The sequence below is a fragment of the Halomonas sp. DQ26W genome (assembly GCF_003339685.1).
Lineage (GTDB): Bacteria > Pseudomonadota > Gammaproteobacteria > Pseudomonadales > Halomonadaceae > Halomonas.
Map to the genome: position 1 here is coordinate 1 of NZ_QPKI01000017.1, position 18,313 is coordinate 18,313.

An 18,313-nucleotide genomic window follows, 5' to 3' on the forward strand; every position below is an offset into this window, starting at 1 on the left:
CACCACGGCTTGTCGGCGCTCCTCGGAGTAACGAGGCATGAGTGTCTCCTTTCGCCCCCTGATCGGTTTATAAGAACAGGCTATCAGAGGGTACGACACTCATCCTGACACTGGGGGGCCGACCACGGCAAACAGTCCCCAACCATGCAATCCCCAATGAAAGATGGAGATTCGCATCGCCACTTGGGCCGCCTCGACGCCCATTGCCTGCGAATCGCTGACGAAGGGGGTGCTTTGGAAGTGATAGATCGGTTCAGCAATACTCCAGAACAGGATGCCGATGCCGATGCCGGCCCCAAATAGCATTGAGAACCAGGCGAAATTGCTGAATTCAGGGCGTTCTCCCACTTTGCCTAAGCGTATATCCCCGTACCTACTGAAGATGATATATACCGAAAAAAATAGAACAAGACTTATCAGGGCAATGTAATACCAGCTGAATGCAGAGGTGATAAATTGATTGGCGGCACTATAGATGGAGCTTGCACGATCTGGGGCTATGACGGTGAAAATAACAAAAGCTATGGTGAGCAGGGCCGATCCCAATAGCATGATGGGATGAACGCCGGCGAGCAATACGGATTTTTGCACAGAGTCTTTATAGTTATTCATGATGCACGGTTCTCCTTTTTTCCTTGGTGAGGCGATTTTCGTAGCGTGCTTCTTCCAATTTCAGGATATTGGTATGTATTTTTTTGATTTGGGAGATTTTTAATGAATTGTGTGAGCGTCCGGAGCGCTTAAGGGTAAGGCTTGGTGTGCATTCTTGTGAAGAGCGGCTTGGGTGGCAAGCAACAAAAAAATGCCCTGAGGGCAAGAAAAATTTATGCGTGTGGCATGAGCACAGTGGGTGAGTAGTTTTGCTGCTCTCTACTGCTGTGTTGTCCAGACATCAAAAAACTTATGCCTAAGGGTTGTTTATTATTGTTGGCTGTTTTTGGTTGCAAAATTTAGCATCGCTATTGTCGAGTCAGGCGAGGAGAGATGTTGCTCAATGCTCCATTGTCTGAAAGTTCCCAAAGATAATTCGATCACGTTTTTAGAGAACAAGTCATCATGAAAAACTGCAAGCAGCTTCCCTTAGCCGGAATCCGTGTCATTGATTTCGGTCAGCAGATTGCCGGACCAGCCACGGCCATGGTGCTGGCCGATCTCGGTGCAACCGTGGTGCATGTTGATCCTCCGCAGGGTCCTCAGTGGAATCATCCAGCGAATGCGGTCCTAAATAGAAATAAACTCTGCCTAGCCCTGGACATGAACACGCCAGCTGGCCTGGAGCAGGCCTTGGCATTGATCGCCAAGGCCGATGTCGTTATCGAAAGCTTCCGACCAGGGGTAATGCAACGGTTGGGCGTGGATTTCACCCGGCTCCAGGCCGAGCGGCCGGAACTGGTCACGCTGTCGATGCCGGGGTTTGCCAGCAATGACCAGTTGCGGCGTGAATGGAAGGCTACGGAAGCGGTGGTCGCGGCGACTTCGGGGGCCTTTACTGACATGGGTTTCAATCGAGTGCTGATGGGGCTCAATCCTAGCTTCTCTCCACTGCCTCTGGGCTCCGCCTATGCGACTACTCTGGCCGCCAGTGCGGTGGTGATGGCGCTGCTGGAGCGCGAGAAGACAGGGCGCGGCGACGTCATCGAAGTGCCCATCGCAGCGGCGCTGATGGAAGGGCTGTCTTACAACTCCATCGTTATCGATGGTTTGCCCGATCGTTACAAGACCATGCGTGAGGAAGAAATCGAGTACCGGAAAGCCAATGGTATTCCGATGGATGTCAGTTATACCGATTTGCAGGAGTATCTGGATCCCTTCTACCGCACATATGAATGTGCAGATGGGCGTATGTTCTACTGTGTGTGCCCATCGCATCGCAATCACGCACGTCGAGCCCTCGAGGCATTGGGGCTTTATGATGAGCTTGTGGCTGAAGGGCTGCCTGAGGTCGAGGATTTTCACCTGCCGGTCAGCGAATGGGAGGAGGAAACTTCCATTGGCGTGTACCCGCTGCCCAAGAAGTGGGCCGACATCATCTCAGCCAAGATGAAGAAAGCTTTTCTCACCAAGACATCCGCCGAATGGGGAGCCATCTTCGGAAAGAATGGCATTCCTGGTGCGCCACATCGTACCACTCAGGAGTGGGTCAACGACGAGCATACCAACGCTGCTGGCCTGATCATCGAGGTCGACGACCCCGAGTTCGGCTGCATGAAGCAGCCAGGACCGATCGTATGGCTGGAAAGCTGTGGCGAAGAGATGCTGACGCCGCAACCCAGACGACAAGTCAGCTTCGAGGAGGTACTGGCAGAACTGAGTGCCGTCGCGGCGCAGGAGACAATCACTCACCCGCTGGGCACAGATATCGAACCGGTTCGTCGCCAAGGTTGGCTCCACGGGTTGCGGGTTCTGGATTTGACCAATGTTATCGCGGGCCCACATTCCACCGCCTTCCTGACCCGATTCGGTGCCGAAGTAATCAAGCTGGATCCGGTCAAGCCGCTCTACGATCCGCTGATCGGTACGCTGTTTACCTTCCAGACCGGCATGGGCAAGCGAAGCGCACTCGTCGACATCATGGGCAGCGAAGGCCGGGAAGTCTTCAACCAGCTGGTGAAGAGTGTCGACATGGTGGTGATCAACGCGCCGGAGCGCCAGATGAAACCACTGGGCCTCGATCACGACAGTCTGCAGGCGATCAATCCAGGGGTGCTATTCTGCCGCCTGGATTGTCTCGGCGGCCCGCGCAGTGGGCCGAAGTCGGACTACATCGGTTATGACGATATTGTTCAGGCGAACAGCGGAATCATGAGCCGGTTTGGTGGACCAGACACGCCGGAAGAGCACGCTCACCTAGGCACGCTGGACGTCAATTGCGGTTTCGCCGCCGGCCTGGGCATGGCAGTTGCGCTCTACCATAAGCACAAGACTGGTGAGGTGACCCGCGTCAGGACATCGCTGTCGGCGGTCACAAACCTGGCTCAAATTCCCTTTGCCTTCGACTATGCGGGGCGAGGCCCCTTCGACGAGCCGTCCGGCCGGGAAGCACTGGGTTATCATGAACTCTCGCATTTTTATTCAACCAGTGACGGCTGGATCTATCTGGATTCGAGCCGTGCCGAGTTGCCCCGGTTGGAATGCGTTGAGGGACTGGAGGGAATTGGCGAGATCGACAACATCGCTGACTTCCTCACGAAGGCTTTCCGACAGGCTCCGTCGGCGTACTGGGTCGAGGTTCTGCACGCGGCTGATATTGCCGTAGCGCAACCGCTGGGCATTGAGGACCTTAGGGCCGAGTACAGCCGTGAGGCGGATGGTCGAATGGGGACCGACAAGGGTAGCTACGCTTTCTCGATCTATGCTAATCACCCCAGCGGTCACTGCATTACGCAGATCGATCACTATTCGATTCGACCAGCGCATGCGCAGATCCTGGCACCGACGCAAACAGAGAGGTTCGGTGCCTCGACCCGCTCGATTCTGGCAAGCCTGGGGTATGGCGAGGGGGAAATCGACTCGATGATAAAGCGAGAGATTGCCGCTGAGGGGTGGGGGCGTGAGTTCCTGCCGAGCTGAGGTTGGCGTTCTCCAAGGAGCGATGGATTGAGCAACCATGGCCCTGTTTGTTGTGATCGATTGGCTTCTATGGATGCGTTTCTTTCGGGCACAACTACTGGCTTTTATAGGCTCTTCGTCGGTGGGTGTAGAATTCGCCCCCGGCGTTGGGCCACGATAGAGCCTCCACAATGACAGGAGGCATGGCATGGACGGGACTCAGATTATGACTCTCGGCCTGGGTCTGGAAGCGCCCTGGATTCTCAAGGACCAGCACCTGGATACCTTCGTGTCGCCCCATCGCCTTGATCTCTATGTTGAGGCCGAGCGAGCCAGCCTCTGCCCCTGCCCCGAGTGCCGCGCACCAAGTGTCCCAAGCATGGCGTCAAGCGCATCGAAGTGCCTTGGGTGCGGTCTGGCAGCGACTTTACCCTGCTGTTCGAGCAGGCGGCATTTCGCTGGTCAAAGAGATGCCGGTGCTGGCCGTCTCTCGGCAACTGGAAATCTCCGACAAGCGCCTGTGGTGCATCGTGTACCACTACGTGGGGCGCATGCTGGGTGAGCTGGATCTGTCCAGCGTGGCCACCGTCGGCGTGGATGAAACGGCCTCCCGGTATGCGGCGTCAACAACTTTGACCGGTCGGCGACGATTAAAATGACCGGTTGGGTGGGGTGTTGTCGTCACCCTGACGACGCGACCTTTCCTCCTTTTAGTTGACGTTGATAAGCGCGTTTCCGGTAGCTTTCTCCGCTCAGCTCCATCAGCGTGGCGTGGTGTACCAACCGGTCGATGGCGGCCACCGCCATCATGCTGTCGGGGAAGATGCTGTCCCAGGCGCTAAACGGCTGGTTGGCGGTGATGATCAACACCGCATACTTGTCGAGCTTGGTCAACGCGTCGCTCAACCGCAGAGCTTGCTTGGCGGCCTGCAGTTCCTGCACCAGGCTCGATGCCGTGGTGTAGCGGACTCGGTAGCCCTGGTTGATCAGTGCATGGCCCAAGCCGGCGGCCACATGGCTCTTGCCCACGCCGGAGGGGCCGAACAGCAGCAGGTTGTAAGCCTGGTCGACCCACTGGGTGTCGCCTGCAAGGGCGGTCAGCTGCCGGCGGTGGTCGGCTGAGACGGAGTCGAACTCAAAGGTCTCCAGCGTCTTGCCCACCGGCAGCCGAGCCTCCTTGAGGTGGCGGACCAGGCGGCGCCGCTCACGCTCGGCTAGCTCGTGCTGAACGAAATGTACGTTCGGGCTGAAGGTGCCTAGCGGGGAGCACCGATTCATATCGAGGCAAGCGAGTTTCACCTTGTGAATGTTGTAAACAACGGTGTGGTCGCGCACGAGCTGCATTTCGGGCGGGACGCCGACCCTGAGGCGGGCCTGTATCGCGTCAATCTGTTCGGTCCGGAACGCGAGAGCGAGCAAGCCGCGCACGGATTCCTGAGTGTCGTACTGGAACCGGGCGAAAGTGCCTCTCTCCATGTGTGGGTTCCCGAAAGCAAGGCCGGGGAATGGGAGGTGGGGTGTTTCGTTCCCGGGTACTATGAAGCAGGCCAGCATGCATCCTTGATCATCGAGTGACGGTAACGAGCGAGCCCGCGCGTTTGTCGCCCCGTGCTATAGCCGGTGCCCTGGCTCACGGCCCCATCGAGTTGCTCTCGATTGAGGCGTAATCTACTGATTAGTTTAAAATTCGTTTTCAAAATTGGCACTACAAGCGTGTTGCGGCAGTACCGCTGCCATCTGCTGTTCCAGGCCGGCCACGCGGCTCGGGACCTCCTTCACGACATCGACGACACAAGATCTCGGCTTTCTCATCTTGATTGTCGCTCTTGTCGGACGTCTGCGGGATTTGATTTGGCAGGGGCTAAGTGCCGACTTCAGGGGAGACTATAGCCCAGCGGGTTCTGCCGGGCCTATGGGTTTTCGGCGCGCGAGTTATGACAGCCAGTTCAATAGGGCTGCCAATGGTGAAGGGGGTGAAAGCACCCCATCACTGCACGGAGGTGACGAGTACCGGAGCGGTTCCGCGGTTGATCATGCCCAGTTCCCTGGCGGCGCGCTTGGAGAGATCGATGATGCGCCCCTGGACGAAAGGACCGCGGTCGTTGATCAGCACCGTGACCTCGCGGCCATTGTCCGGGCGGGTCACCACGACTTCGGTGCCGAATGGCAGGCTCGGGTGGGCGGCTGTCAGCGCCTGCTGGTCGAAGGGCTCGCCGCTGGCGGTCGTCTGCCCCTGGAAGCGGTCGCTGTAGAAGGATGCTATGCCCTGGTCGATAAGCTCCGGTGTTTCATGGGCCGCTACTTTGCCAACCAGCAACAGGCCTACCAAGCTAACCAGAGCACCTGTCTGGATCAGGCGAGTTTGTGTCGCCATGTTTCACCTCGTGACTACTGCATCGCGCCGCATAATCGTATCCCACGATCAGGCGCCATGAGTGATTGAGGACGCGGGCTCATGCTGCACCAGCCTCGCACTCGTCTCAAGCCAGCCCCCAGGCATGTGTTGCCCACCGGAAATCGGTATCCATATGTCACTCGTAAGTTTCCATATGTCACAAGATCGCCGACGTTAACAGGGGTTGCCGGCAGGATAGTAGCCGTATTGCCGGCCAGGGGCAACCTGATACGAAAACACCCTGTTGGGCCAAGGCTCAACAGGGTGTGGTAGCTACCTAAGCGTCAACCCCATCAGGACGGGTAATCTTCCTTGTACAGCTCGGCCTTGGCGTCACGCATGACGTCTTCACATGCCGCTTGCTGGGCGAGCTGGGTCAGCAGGCCCTGGGTGACTTCAAAGCCTTTACCCAGGCAGATGTCGATATCCTGGCGACTTACGTGGGGGGTGACGCTGCAGTCGATCTTGATCGTCCTTCCGCTGCCATCCAGCTTGTCGGCAAGTTGACGCAATCGCCATGCGATGCGATCTATCCAACTTGACGCTTCTTCCACGCCTTCATATACGCTAAACGTGCATTGCCACTCAGGTTTATAGATTTTCATATGAAACCTCCGGGCTGGCTTGGAAAAGTGATCGATCGTGTTTTCTGCTCCGCATGAGAAAGATAGTACGATGCCACTATATACCCTTTAAGCCGTCAATAAAGTGCAAAGACTGGGAAGCGCCACCATGGTGGCGCTTCCCAGCTCGGCAGGCTGACGGCGTGGCGAGGTAACGCCACCCTCAAAGGCCGGTATGCGACGCTAGTGGGAGGTGTGGTTGGAGTGACCCTGAAGGGGGGGCGAGGGAGGTCTACATGCGTTTGCCAGGTAGTCGGCCAAGCCATCAAAGGCGGCACGCTGCAGCTGTGCCTGGTTGGCCCAGAACTGCAGTACTTCGGTTTCAAATGGTTGAGTTTGTTGCGTTGCAGTGTTCATTGCATTGGCCCTCCTGTAGGGACTTCATCATTCAGCCTAGGCGCTTTATTGCTGCAATGCAGCATTGTTTTTGTAACCAGATGCTCGAACGCCCCCCCCTGGCCGCGTGGACTGCCAATATTGGGCTCGGTAGCGAGCGGACTGGCACGGGAGTGAGGCGGCAGCGCTCCCGGTTGGACTGATTGCACTTCTCTGTCCATGGTTAAGGGTATCGGCATGGCCAGGGATGGAAATGTGAACAGGGCAGCTCGGTTAACCGGTATTGCGCTGGCGGGCGTGGTGCTGCTTCTGGTGGCTGCAGGCTTGCTGCTGCTGGAATCGTCGTGGATGCGCGAATGGTTGGAGCGGCAGGCCAGTCAGCAGCTCGGTCGTGAGGTCGAAATTGTTGGTCATAGCATCGGCTGGGGAGCGCCCGTGACGCTGCAGCTCGATGAAGTGGGCATTGCCAACGCTGAATGGGCAGAAGAAGAGCCGTTGGCGCGCATGTACGAGCTGTCGATCACTCTCAATGTCCGTGCGCTGCTGCAAGGCAGGGTGGAGCTGGACCATATCGCCATCGATCAGCCGGTGCTTCACTTGATTCGTCGAGAGGATGGCTCCAGTAACTGGGAGGGAATATTCGAAGGCGACGATCCGAAGGAGCAGGGCGAAGATGACGAGCCCCTGTGGCCTGACATGTTCAACATCGGCGAGGGGCATCTGGTCTACCGCGATGCGGTCCTGGGTCTTCAGCTCGATGCCGTCTTCCAGACGCCGGAAGCGGGCGCGATGGAGGGGCTAAGCCTGGAGATTTGGGGGGATGGACGACTCCAGGAAGACGAACTGCAATATCGGGGGCGGGTGCATTATCTGCGGGCGGAGGATTACCTTCATGTGGAGTCGATGGATGGACGGGTCGGCAATGACCTGTTCTCCGGTGCCCTGGAGCTGGATCTCGACCTGGATGTGCTTTCCTTCGAAGCGCGACTCGATATGGTCGAACTGGACCTGGAGCGCTGGGTCAATGACACGGACAGTCCCTTTCCCGGCCCTGAATGGGAGCATGAACTGGCCGAAGTGATGGCTGCGCTGGGGACGTACGAGGCAGTACTGGATGTTGCTGTGGAGGAGCTGCGCTATGGCGATCAGGTTCTTCATGGGCTGATCCTTCAGGGCCGGGCCGATGAGGGTAGTGTCGTCATTGACCGCCTTGAGGCGGAGCAGCGAGTAGAGGGTGAGGAGTCGCCACGGGCACTCGAGGCGGAGGGCCGCATCGAGTTACATGAGCAGCGCCCGGTAGCCGCCATGTCGGCACGATTCGACACCTTCGACTTGACCGCGGCCCTGGCACCGCTGGGGCTGACTGAGGTGGGCATAGTCGATGGTCGGTTCAATGCCCGGCTGCAGGAAGGGGTGCTGCAGTTTGAGGATACTGTTCTTGACTATCGCGTACCGGCCTGGGAGCTGGCGCTTTCGCTGAGTGCCGAGTCGCGCGAGGTCGACCATAGCGACAGGCCGGCGGTGCGATTGGTCGGCGACGGTGCCTATGAGGGACAGCCGATCAAATATGACCTCACGGTGGGACCTGTCGGCCTAGTCGATGAGGCGGCAAACTATCCGCTGGTCGGGGAGTTGAGCGCGGGCGATACCCTGCTGCAGATGGATGGGCGCCTGGTGCGCCCCTTCGAGTCAGAGGCGATTGAAGGCGACGTTCGCCTGGAGGGGCCTACGCCCGAGGCGGTCGCTGCACTATTCGGGGTCAATTTACCGACACTGCCACCCTATTGGCTTGAAGCCTACCTGCGATACAGCGACAACGTGCTGAGCCTCGACGATGCTCAAGGGCACATCGACGAACTTCAACTGACGGGCGACCTGACGGCAGATCTCGGGCGTGACGTGCCGCACATCGCAACCCGCATTTACACCGAGGAGCTGGACCTCGACCGCTGGATGCCGGATGAGGCTGCGGATGACCCCTCGGCTTGGGATGATTTGGGCCCAGGGCATGACTGGGACCGAGACCTGGCCGAGGCGCTGCAGGGCCTGAACGGGTATGACGCGGAGTTCGATCTGGCGTTCGACCGGCTCCTCTATGATGGACAGATCCTGCACGAGGTGACATTTGAAGGGCGAGTCGATGGGCCGCGGCTCACCATTGTGCACTTTCATGCCCATCAGGAAGAGGTCGGGGGGCAGCAGGGGGCCCTGACCCTGGAGGGATGGGCCGAAGAGCGGGACCAGCGGTTGGCGGCGAGCATTTCGGCCCAGCTCGATCAGGTCAATCTCGGCATGGCGCTGAATCCGCTAGGCCTGGGCGGAGACGGGATCTTGTCCGGCCGGCTCAACGTGACGGTGGTAGAGGGCGGGCTGCGGTTCGAGGACACGGCGCTGAACTATCACGCCACACAGTGGGATCTGGCGCTTTCCCTGCAGGCCAGTTCGGTGGAGGGGGCCGACACCCCCGGCGTACACCTGGTCGGTGACGGCACCTATGAGCAGGAGCCGTTTGCCTACGACCTGGTCGTAGGGGGACTGCTCGGCCTGGCCGTCGACGAGACACCCTATCCGGTGACCGGTGAGCTGAGTGCCCGCGACACCCGGCTGTACATCAATGGCAGCGTCGTCCGCCCCTTCGCGCTGGAATCGGTGGAGGGCGATGCCCGGCTAGAAGGCCCCACCCCGGCGGAGCTGACCGAACTCACCGGCATCAGCCTGCCGGACCTGCCGCCCTATGAGGTCGCCGGCTACCTGCGCTACAGCGACGGTCTCCTGAACCTGGATGGGCTGGAGGGGAGCGTCGGTACCAGCGACGTCGCCGGTGATCTGCGTCTGCGTCTGGGTGAGCGGAATCAGGTGTGGGCCACCCTGACCTCTGAGTGGGTCGATGTCGATGAGCTGCTGGGTATCGAGCCGGAAAACGGGCCGGATGAAGCGGCATCTTCCGATCAGCAGTCCTGGATAGCCGACGTAGAACGCCACCAGAGGATCTTCTCTGATCATCATTGGGACCTGGAGGCGCTGCGCAATACCGACGCCGTACTCGACTACCGTGCCGCCGAGGTCCACTCCCGGTACGCACCGCTCAACGATCTTAGTCTTGACCTCGAGTTGGAGCAGGGGGTGATGACAGTCTCACCGCTGCGAGTGGGGCTCGGCGGGGGCCAGGTTTATGCCGCCTGGGTATTGGATGCGCATCAGGAGGCTGTCGTGGGCGAGTTGGAGCTGGAGATCAGCCAGGTGAATCTCGCCGCACTGCTGGACGAGGCAGGGCTTCCCGATGTGGCCGAAGACACTCTCGGCATCATCGGCGGTCACGGTGAGTTCGATTTTCGCGGCCGCTCGATGGCCGAGCTCATGGCCGGGCTCGACGGCGAGCTGAAGCTGGCCATGTCCCAGGGTTGGCTGGATATCATCGCCGCGGAACTCATGCCCCTGAATGTCGCCAACGCCTTCGTGGAAGCGCTATCCGGGCAAGATGGGCAGGTGCGCCTGGAATGCAGTTACGTCCACTTCAAGGCCGACAATGGCCTGGTCACCCTGGAGAATTTCTTCATGGCCACCGAGATTGCCCACTTCGTGGGTGCCGGGGCAATGAGCCTGGCCACCGAGGAACTGGACATGGCGTTTGAAGGCCACAACAGGGAAGTCACCTTTTTTACGGCCAATACCCCGGTCAAGCTTGAAGGGTCACTGAGCAACCTGGAGGTGGAGGTAGTGACCCCTGAATTGCTGACACGGGGGGTGCTCTCTGCACTAGGTGCCCTGGTCGCGCCGCCGCTGGCGATCCTGCCCTGGATCGACCCCGGCGGCGGGGAAGACGTGGGGATGGGCTGTGATGAGGCGCTGGCGCAATACCATGAATAGCAGGATGGCGTCTGGCTAACTCGGTGTTCGTTATTTCAGGCCACTATTTCAGCACCACTTCGCCAAGGGCGCGGGTCAGTCGCTCCAGTACGGCGCCGCTATGGCGCCAGAAGTGCCAGTAGAGCGGTACCGAAAGCGATTCGCCCGGTGCGATGCTGGCCAGCCTGCCCTCCGCCATCAGTGCATCCGCCTGCATCATCTGCGGGATCATGCCGTAGCCCATGCCGGCGAGGGCCAGCCGCACGAAGCCCTCCGAAGAGGGGCAGAGGTGATAGGGAAAACTGCCGTGGTAGCCGCACTGGGCAAGGAAGCGATGCTGCAACTGGTCGTGGGGGCCGAAGACGATGGCGGGTGCCTGGCGGAAGGCGTCGATGGAAGGGCCATGGGGGAAGTGGCGAGCGATATAGTCCGGTGTGGCCAGCGGGTGATAGGCCATCTCGCCAAGGGGCACACAGCGAGCCCCGGCGATGGGTTGGGGGCTGGCACACAGGCAGGCGGCGACATCGCCGTCGCGCAGCCGCTTGAGCCCCACGTCCTGGTCCTCGACCACCAGGTCCAGCAGCAGGCCTTCGGCCCGGCATAGCTCACCCACGGCGTCTGCCCACCAGGTTACCAGGCTGTCGGCGTTGATCGCGATACGCAGCCTGGGAGCGGACTCCTCCAGGGTGGGCAGGGTGGATCGCAGGTCCCGCTCGAGCAGCTGTACCTGCTGATAGTGATTGAGCAACCGCTGACCGGCGGGGGTGGGGTGCAGTTCGGGATGACGGATTAGCACCGGCTGACCCAGGCGGACCTCCAGCGACTTGATACGTTGGGAAACCGCCGACTGCGAGAGCCCCAAGGCATCGCCGGCGCGCTCGAATCCCCCGCATTCGATGACCGTGGCCAGGGCGTGAAGGAGCTTGTAGTCCAGCATGGGTCCCCCGGTATTAGAAAAATGTTATTAGTAAAGCTGATGCATTATTAGCAGTATGATTTTTCAGTATACTCCTCCGCCCTTATGCTTGCCGCATTCAACAACAGGAATCTCTGAAGGAGGGGCAGGCGATGCTGGAGAGTTACCTCACTGGGCTGGTGGTGTGCGGCGGGATCATCATTGCCATCGGGGCACAGAACGCCTACGTGCTGGGCCTGGCTGTCAGGCGTGAGCATCACTGGTGGTCGGCCGGACTCTGCATGGGTACCGATGTGGTGCTGCTGACGGCCGGCATGTTCGGCGTCAGCGCGCTTCTGTTGACCATGCCGAACGCTATGGAGGCAATGCGCTGGATGGGGGTGGCATTTCTATCCTGGCTTGCTGTCCAGGCGTTCTATCGGGCTGCAACCGGGCGCCAGGCGCTGACGGCATCGAAGGCGGGTGGGCGCAGCCTGAAGCATGTGCTGTTCGCCACCCTGGCGGTGACGGTTCTCAATCCCCAGGTCTACCTTGATACCCTGCTGCTGATCCCCGCCATCGGCGCCCAGCAGGAGAGCGCAACGACCTTTGTGGCCGGCGCCAGCACCGCCTCTATCCTGTGGTTCAGCCTGCTGGCCTGGGGTGGCGCGCTGCTGTCGCCCTGGCTTTCTCGCCCCCTTGCCTGGCGCCTGATCGATGGCGTGATAGGGCTGATGATGGCCGCGGTGGCGCTCCACCTGGTTCGCAATGGGGTGTAGATCAGTCGAGAGCCGACTCCAGCCATGCCTCATGACCGCAGCTCAGGCAGTGATAGAACGCCTCGAAGCCGGTGTCTGAATCGATCGATTCACGCATCATGCCCTTCTGAAAGGTGAAGGTTCGCAGTGAACAGACCGGGCAGCGGATATCTACATGGCGAGGCGCGAGGGGCGGCGCCTTTATCGGGGATATTGGGGTTTTCGGCTGGGCCGTGGCCTCTGCCGCCACGTGGTCGAGATCGGCGCCGAGCTTGGCCGCCAGCTGCCGAGCGGCCTCGGCCTGCTCGCCTTCCGCCAGGTTCGCCAGCATCCTGATCCCCTCCTTGACGGCTTCCAGCCGGGATGTGATATCGGCCATGGCGCTCTCCTGCGGGTTGCCGAGACGTGTCACTTCGTTATATCAGCAACCCCCAACTGTCGCGAGGTGCCTGTGTGTGTCCACAAGGTAGGAGGCGCTCTCCTGCTTGTGAGGCAGCCGTTTGTTTTTTGCCGACCTCTGCCGAGCGTCAATCGCCGGGTCCGTGTTCCATGCAGCGCTCCACGATGGCGGGCCCTTGCTGAAGGTTGGCGCTGAGATCCCGCAGGGCACTACGTAGCCCCTCTTCGAGTACCGGGTGATAGAACGGCATGTCGAGCATCTGGCTGACCCCCGCTCGCTGCTCCAGCGCCCAGGCCAGCAGATGGGCGATGTGTTCCATCCGTGGGCCGAAGAGCTCGCCGCCCAGGAACAGTCCCGAGCCGTGCTCGGCGTAGAGGCGCATCAGCCCGCGATTCTGCCGCAAGACCCTGGCGCGGCCCTGGTTGTCGAAGGTGGCCTCGCCCACCGCGATGCGGTCGCACCCGCCCAGACGCTGTTCGAGGACGGCGCGCCCCTGGCCAATTGTCGCCATCTGCGGGTCGGTGAAGACGATCGATAGTGGGGTGTTGCGGAGCCCGGCCCGCCGTTCCGGATAGCGGCCGGCGTTGTCTCCGGCGATGCGGCCCTGGGTGGTGGCCTCGTGCAGCAGCGGCAACTCCTGGTTGGCGTCGCCGGCAATGAAGACGTGGCTGCCACTCTCATTCTCGTTCCGGCACTGCATGGTGAAACGGTTATAGAAGGGAACACCGTCCTCGTTGAGCGCCAGTCCGGCATTTTCCAGGCCGAGCCGGTCAACATTGGGCCGCCGGCCGGTAGCGGCAAGCAGGTAGTCGAAGCGTTCGGTCAGCCGCTTGCCGGTATGGCGTTCCAGGAAGGTGATGATCACCTGTTCACCGTCGCGTTCGATGGTTTCCACCTTGGCTTGGGGGTCGACATAGAACTCCTCGTTGAAGGTGCGATCAGCATAGTCTCGCAGGGCCGGTTCCTGGAAGGGCCCCAGTGAGCCACGCTTGCCGAAGATGCGCACCCGAACGCCGAGCCGATGCAGTGCCTGGCCCAGTTCCAGTCCGATGATGCCGGGACCGAACACGGCGACCGATTCCGGCAATTCGTCCCACTCGAAAACATCGTCGTTGACGATCAACCGGTCGCCTGCCGCCTCGAAGAGCTCGGGCCAACTGGTGCGAGAACCGGTGGCGATGACGATGGTGCGCGCCTGGAGACGCAGGCTCTCGCCGACGATCAGGGTGTGTGGCGCTTCGAAGCGGGCATGGCCAGCGATGCGATCGGCTGCGTCTATCCGCTTCATCGACTCCAGCACATGGCCCACGAAACCGTCGCGTTCCTGCTTGAGCCGGGCCATGACTGCGCGACCGTCGACCTCGATCGGCCCGGTGCGCACGCCGAAGCCGCCGGCGTCCCGCGCGTGGTGGGCGGCATCGGCAGCGGCGATCAGCAGCTTCGATGGCATGCAACCTACCCGAGCACAGGTGGTACCAAGCGGTCCTCCTTCGATCAGCACGACGCTTTCGCTGTGCTTGCGGGCAGCGTGCCAGGCGCTCAGGCCGGCGCTGCCGGCTCCGATAATTGCAACATCGACTTCACGTGCTTCCATCATTCTCTCCTGCATTTTCTCCCGGTCGCCAAGGGGCACCGGACCGGAGTCCGATCGACTCACTCCGTCTCAGCGTAGAACAGGATGGTGCGCGTTGGCGGGCAGGCTAAACCTTCGGCATTTCTCGCCCCTTTCTGCTATTCTGTGCGCCTTCGGTTTTCGCTCCCTTCGGCCCTTACCATGCGGCTCTCGCCCTCGTTCGCGCGTTACCCCGGCCCCCACCCCTATTTTTTGCAGGATAGCTGCCGTGTCTGATTTCGCTTCCGACTCCGACTCTCCAGGCGAGGTTGCCTTCACGGCGCTATCGCTGCCGCCGGAACTGCTCAGCAACCTGGACTCGCTTGGCTATCACGCCATGACGCAGATCCAGGCTGCCAGCCTGCCGGTGATGCTGGCGGGGCGGGATGTGGTCGCCCAGGCGAAAACCGGATCGGGCAAGACGGCTTGCTTCGGCCTGGCTCTGCTCTCGCGGCTTACGCTGGCGCGTTTCAGCGTTCAAGCCCTGGTGCTGTGTCCTACCCGCGAACTGGCCGATCAGGTGGCCGGAGAGATCCGCCGACTAGCGCGTGCGCTGCCCAACGTCAAGGTGCTGACCCTCTGTGGCGGCGCGCCACTGGGGCCGCAGCTCAATTCGCTCTCCCACGGGGCGCATGTCGTGGTGGGTACGCCAGGGCGGGTCGAGGAGCACCTGCGCAAGGGCTCGCTGAGCCTGGCATCGCTGGATACCCTGGTGCTCGACGAAGCCGATCGCATGCTCGACATGGGCTTTCAGCAGGCGCTTGAGGCGATTATCGGCGAGACGCCCAGCAGTCGCCAGACCCTTATGTTCAGCGCCACCGGCCTTCAGGGCGACGGCGCCGAAGGCATTCGTGCCGTTGCCGAAGGTTTTCTGCGTGATCCTGTGAGCGTGGCGGTGAGCGAGACCCATGACGAAACCAGCATTCGTGAGCATTTCTATCGGCTGGGTGACGAGTCGCAGCGCCTTGAAGCACTTCGTCTGCTGTTATTACATCATCGCCCCCAGTCAAGTGCGGTGTTCTGCAACACCAAACGTGAAACCGATGAGGTGGCCGAGGCCCTGGTCCAGGCCGGTTTTAGCGCCCTGGCGCTACACGGCGATCTCGAGCAGCGCGACCGCGATCGTCTGCTGATACTATTCGCCAACAAGAGCGCCTCGATACTGGTAGCCACCGACGTGGCGGCCCGGGGGCTGGATATCGACGCCCTGGATGCGGTATTCAATTACCGTATCGCCCGCGAACTAGAGGTGCATGTGCATCGGGTCGGGCGTACCGGCCGGGCCGGCAGTTCCGGTGTGGCCTGTACCCTGGTCAGCGAGCAGGAGACGTACCGCCTGGAGCGGCTCGGCGACTTTCTCGGTCAGCAGTTGGTGACCGAGTCGCTGCCATCCCGCCGTGCCCTGTCGGGCGAGCCCATGGCACCGCCCATGGCCACGCTTCAGCTCGATGGCGGCAAGAAGCAGAAGGTGCGCCCGGGGGATATCCTGGGCGCCCTGACCGGCGAAGGCGGTATTCAGGGCGATCAGGTAGGCAAGATCAAGGTGCTGGAACGCAGCGCCTATGTGGCCGTGCAGCGTGAGGTCGCCAAGGCGGCGCTTGCGCAGTTGAGCGCGGGAAAACTCAAGGGGCGTTCGTTTCGCGCCCGGCGCGTCAGCCGCTGACATGCAGCAAGACGATACGCTCGTAAGGCGATATGCCAAAGTGGTGATATGAAAATACCCAAGCGATTACAACCGCTGGTTGAAGACGGCATGGTCGACGAAGTCGTCGCTCAGCTGATGAGCGGCAAGGAGGCCCAGGTCTATGTGGTTCGTGCCGGTGGTGAATTGCGTTGTGCCAAGGTCTTCAAGGAAGCCAAGCAACGCAGCTTCAAGCAGGCCGTGCAATACCAGGAAGGCCGCAAGGTCCGTAACAGCCGCCAGGGCCGGGCAATGGCCAAGAAGACCCGCTATGGCCAGAAGGAGCAGGAGCAGGCCTGGCTGAATGCCGAGGTAGACGCGCTCTATCGGCTCGCGGCCGCGGAGGTGCGGGTGCCCAAGCCCTTCGGCTTCGTCGACGGCGTGCTGCTCATGGAAATGATCACCGACGCCGAGGGCTATGCCGCTCCGCGCCTGGACGACGTCACCCTCACCGCCGAGCAGGCCCGTGAGTATTACGCCGAGGTCATCGGCGACGTGGTGCGTATGCTATGTGCCGGTCTGATTCATGGTGACCTCTCCGAGTTCAATGTGTTGCTGGCGCCCGACGGCCCGGTGATCATCGACCTGCCCCAAGCGGTGGATGCGGCCGGTAACAACAGCGCCGAGATGATGCTGGAGCGCGACGTCGACAACATGCGCGCCTATTTCGGACGCTACGCTCCGGAACTGCTCAATACCGACTACGGCAAGGAAATCTGGGCGCTTTATGAAGCCGGGGAACTGCATCCGGAGGTCAAGCTGACCGGCTGCTTCGCCTACGACACCACCGCTGTGGATGTCGACGATCTGCTGGCGGTGATCGAAGACGCCCGGGAAGAGCAGGATGAACACCTGGCAATGCTGGCCCGCAACGAACAGGGTGACGACGAGGACTGATCCTCCCTGTTGCTGTTGTGAGTGCTGAAGGGAAACACTGCACAAATGCCTGCGCGAGCGAATCGCTACGTTGCGCGGTGCCGAAGTGTCGGACCGGCGGATTCCTCACATATACCCATATGCTCCGGTTGACTCGAAGCCTTCGGCTTCTCGCTCCTTCGGAGCCATCCTGAGGATGTTTGTCGCTTCGCTCGGTTCTGTGCTCCGTGCTCCGTGCTCTGTGCTCCGTGCGCCTTGCGCTTCATCTCACTCGTCGATTTGTTCAGCGCTTCCGAAATACGTGCTTGAGTTGCCTTTTTTCCTCAGGAATTGGCGTTATGCTTCAGCTTGGTGTTCTGCTTTGTCGAGGCCATCTTCTCCAGTTCCTGCTCATCCATCGATTCGTACATCTGCTTCGCTGCAGCGTCGAGTTCGCCGACCTTCTGCTCTCCACGCTTGACGGAAAAGGCAGCGCCGGCCGGTTACCGAACAACACCCCCGACGGCTGAGCCCTGGCACTGGTGTGATAGCCCAGGGAGATGATCATAAGGAGACAGTCATGAAGCTTCAGCATGCCACCTGGCAGGAAGTCGAGGGCTACCTGCAACGCTCTACCGGCATCATCATACCCATCGGCTCCACCGAACAGCATGGTCCAAACGGCCTGCTCGGCACTGATGCCATTTGCCCCGAGAGCGTTGCCTGGGAGGTGGGCGAGCGCCACGATATTCTGGTGGGACCGACCCAGAGTATCGGCATGGCGCAGCATCACCTGGCCTTTCCCGGCAGCATCAGTCTTCGACCCAGCACCCTGATCGCGGTGTTGCGGGATACCGTGATCTCGCTCGCCCGCCACGGCTTCACCCATGTGTTCTTTCTCAATGGGCACGGCGGCAACATCGCCACCGTCAACGCGGCCTTCGCCGAGATCTACTCCGAGCGCAGCCTGCGCAGCGAAGGACAGCCGTCGGATGCGCTGCATCTGACCCTGAGCAACTGGTTCGCCGGCCCGCGCGTGCGTGAGCTGGCCCAGTCGCTGTACGGCGACGCGGAAGGGGGGCATGCCACGGCGTCAGAGGTGTCGCTCTCCTGGTTTGCTCGCCCCGAGGCGGTCAAGGATGTGGCCATGTCGCCCCGTATTGCGCCATCCGGCAGTGCCAATTGCGATGCCGATGAATTTCGTCGCCGCTTTCCCGACGGTCGCATGGGCTCAGACCCGGCGTTGGCGCGAATCGAGCATGGCGAGCTTTTCCAGGCCGCGGCGGTCGAGGATACCTGGGACGCATACCGCGCCTTCCTTGGCTGCGGGCAATAGCGGGTCGTGTCTCGAGCCGCCTTGTAA

Annotated in this window: 14 protein-coding genes and 1 pseudogene; 7 read left to right on the top strand and 8 right to left on the bottom strand. The window is 60.8% G+C overall.

The features are described from left to right. Positions 1-99: 99 nt before the first annotated feature. Complete coding sequence (locus DU490_RS10280) at positions 100-612, bottom strand: BCCT family transporter (protein WP_181870011.1); 513 nt, start codon at positions 610-612, stop codon at positions 100-102. Between the two features lie 444 nt (positions 613-1,056). On the opposite strand from DU490_RS10280, the gene DU490_RS10285 reads away from it, so the two are divergent. Both DU490_RS10285 and DU490_RS10290 read left to right on the top strand, forming a co-directional pair. Then, the gene (locus DU490_RS10285; protein WP_114574207.1) at positions 1,057-3,570 is read left to right on the top strand and encodes a CoA transferase; all 2,514 of its coding nucleotides are present in this window, start codon (positions 1,057-1,059) and stop codon (positions 3,568-3,570) included. Between the two features lie 383 nt (positions 3,571-3,953). Beyond that, positions 3,954-4,208 (top strand): transposase family protein, encoded by a 255-nt coding sequence (locus DU490_RS10290; RefSeq protein WP_147270455.1) that lies wholly within the window; start codon positions 3,954-3,956, stop codon positions 4,206-4,208. 22 nt (positions 4,209-4,230) lie between these two features. Here DU490_RS10290 and DU490_RS10295 read toward each other — a convergent pair whose 3' ends face one another. From DU490_RS10295 to DU490_RS10305, 3 genes are all read right to left on the bottom strand, one after another. Further along, a complete protein-coding gene (locus DU490_RS10295) occupies positions 4,231-4,977 on the bottom strand; it encodes an ATP-binding protein (RefSeq protein ID WP_220270483.1) in 747 nt (248 codons plus the stop codon). A 559-nt stretch (positions 4,978-5,536) separates the two neighbouring features. Further along, positions 5,537-5,923 (bottom strand): septal ring lytic transglycosylase RlpA family protein, encoded by a 387-nt coding sequence (locus DU490_RS10300; RefSeq protein ID WP_114574209.1) that lies wholly within the window; start codon positions 5,921-5,923, stop codon positions 5,537-5,539. Positions 5,924-6,237: 314 nt separating this feature from the next. After that, on the bottom strand, positions 6,238-6,549 hold the full coding sequence (locus DU490_RS10305) for a hypothetical protein (RefSeq protein ID WP_114574210.1): 312 nt from the start codon (positions 6,547-6,549) through the stop codon (positions 6,238-6,240). A gap of 609 nt (positions 6,550-7,158) precedes the next feature. Here DU490_RS10305 and DU490_RS10310 point away from each other — a divergent pair. Then, on the top strand, positions 7,159-10,770 hold the full coding sequence (locus DU490_RS10310; protein ID WP_181870012.1) for an AsmA family protein: 3,612 nt from the start codon (positions 7,159-7,161) through the stop codon (positions 10,768-10,770). Between the two features lie 43 nt (positions 10,771-10,813). On the opposite strand, the gene DU490_RS10315 is transcribed toward DU490_RS10310, so the two are convergent. Then, positions 10,814-11,686 (bottom strand): LysR family transcriptional regulator ArgP, encoded by an 873-nt coding sequence (locus DU490_RS10315; RefSeq protein WP_114574212.1) that lies wholly within the window; start codon positions 11,684-11,686, stop codon positions 10,814-10,816. Positions 11,687-11,817: 131 nt separating this feature from the next. Here DU490_RS10315 and DU490_RS10320 point away from each other — a divergent pair, with 131 nt between their 5' ends. Beyond that, positions 11,818-12,423, top strand: coding sequence for a LysE/ArgO family amino acid transporter (locus tag DU490_RS10320; RefSeq protein ID WP_114574213.1), 606 nt, complete (start codon positions 11,818-11,820; stop codon positions 12,421-12,423). Position 12,424: 1 nt separating this feature from the next. Here the strand turns inward: DU490_RS10320 and DU490_RS10325 are convergent, their stop codons facing one another. Next, positions 12,425-12,781, bottom strand: a complete 357-nt coding sequence (locus DU490_RS10325) for a hypothetical protein (protein WP_114574214.1) — start codon at positions 12,779-12,781, stop codon at positions 12,425-12,427. 148 nt (positions 12,782-12,929) lie between these two features. Continuing rightward, positions 12,930-14,396, bottom strand: coding sequence for a dihydrolipoyl dehydrogenase (locus DU490_RS10330; protein WP_114574215.1), 1,467 nt, complete (start codon positions 14,394-14,396; stop codon positions 12,930-12,932). Between the two features lie 247 nt (positions 14,397-14,643). On the opposite strand from DU490_RS10330, the gene dbpA reads away from it, so the two are divergent. Both dbpA and DU490_RS10340 read left to right on the top strand, forming a co-directional pair. Continuing rightward, positions 14,644-16,077, top strand: coding sequence for an ATP-dependent RNA helicase DbpA (gene dbpA, locus DU490_RS10335; RefSeq protein WP_114574216.1), 1,434 nt, complete (start codon positions 14,644-14,646; stop codon positions 16,075-16,077). Between the two features lie 48 nt (positions 16,078-16,125). After that, positions 16,126-16,992 (top strand): PA4780 family RIO1-like protein kinase, encoded by an 867-nt coding sequence (locus DU490_RS10340; RefSeq protein ID WP_114574217.1) that lies wholly within the window; start codon positions 16,126-16,128, stop codon positions 16,990-16,992. A gap of 302 nt (positions 16,993-17,294) precedes the next feature. Here the strand turns inward: DU490_RS10340 and DU490_RS10345 are convergent. Beyond that, positions 17,295-17,438, bottom strand: a pseudogene (locus DU490_RS10345) (DUF3008 family protein); the annotation flags it as partial. 92 nt (positions 17,439-17,530) lie between these two features. Between DU490_RS10345 and DU490_RS10350 the strand changes: the two are divergent. Further along, positions 17,531-18,286, top strand: coding sequence for a creatininase family protein (locus DU490_RS10350; protein ID WP_114574218.1), 756 nt, complete (start codon positions 17,531-17,533; stop codon positions 18,284-18,286). The last annotated feature ends 27 nt before the right edge of the window (positions 18,287-18,313 follow it).

Bases quoted from the DNA above. Each gene is read 5' to 3' on its own strand.
- DU490_RS10305 (WP_114574210.1), bottom strand. From the start codon at position 6,549: ATGAAAATCTATAAACCTGAGTGGCAATGCACGTTTAGCGTATATGAA.
- DU490_RS10315 (WP_114574212.1), bottom strand. From the start codon at position 11,686: ATGCTGGACTACAAGCTCCTTCACGCCCTGGCCACGGTCATCGAATGC.
- DU490_RS10330 (WP_114574215.1), bottom strand. From the start codon at position 14,396: ATGGAAGCACGTGAAGTCGATGTTGCAATTATCGGAGCCGGCAGCGCC.
- DU490_RS10340 (WP_114574217.1), top strand. From the start codon at position 16,126: ATGAAAATACCCAAGCGATTACAACCGCTGGTTGAAGACGGCATGGTC.
- DU490_RS10280 (WP_181870011.1), bottom strand. From the start codon at position 612: ATGAATAACTATAAAGACTCTGTGCAAAAATCCGTATTGCTCGCCGGC.
- DU490_RS10285 (WP_114574207.1), top strand. From the start codon at position 1,057: ATGAAAAACTGCAAGCAGCTTCCCTTAGCCGGAATCCGTGTCATTGAT.
- DU490_RS10325 (WP_114574214.1), bottom strand. From the start codon at position 12,781: ATGGCCGATATCACATCCCGGCTGGAAGCCGTCAAGGAGGGGATCAGG.
- DU490_RS10320 (WP_114574213.1), top strand. From the start codon at position 11,818: ATGCTGGAGAGTTACCTCACTGGGCTGGTGGTGTGCGGCGGGATCATC.
- DU490_RS10300 (WP_114574209.1), bottom strand. From the start codon at position 5,923: ATGGCGACACAAACTCGCCTGATCCAGACAGGTGCTCTGGTTAGCTTG.
- DU490_RS10350 (WP_114574218.1), top strand. From the start codon at position 17,531: ATGAAGCTTCAGCATGCCACCTGGCAGGAAGTCGAGGGCTACCTGCAA.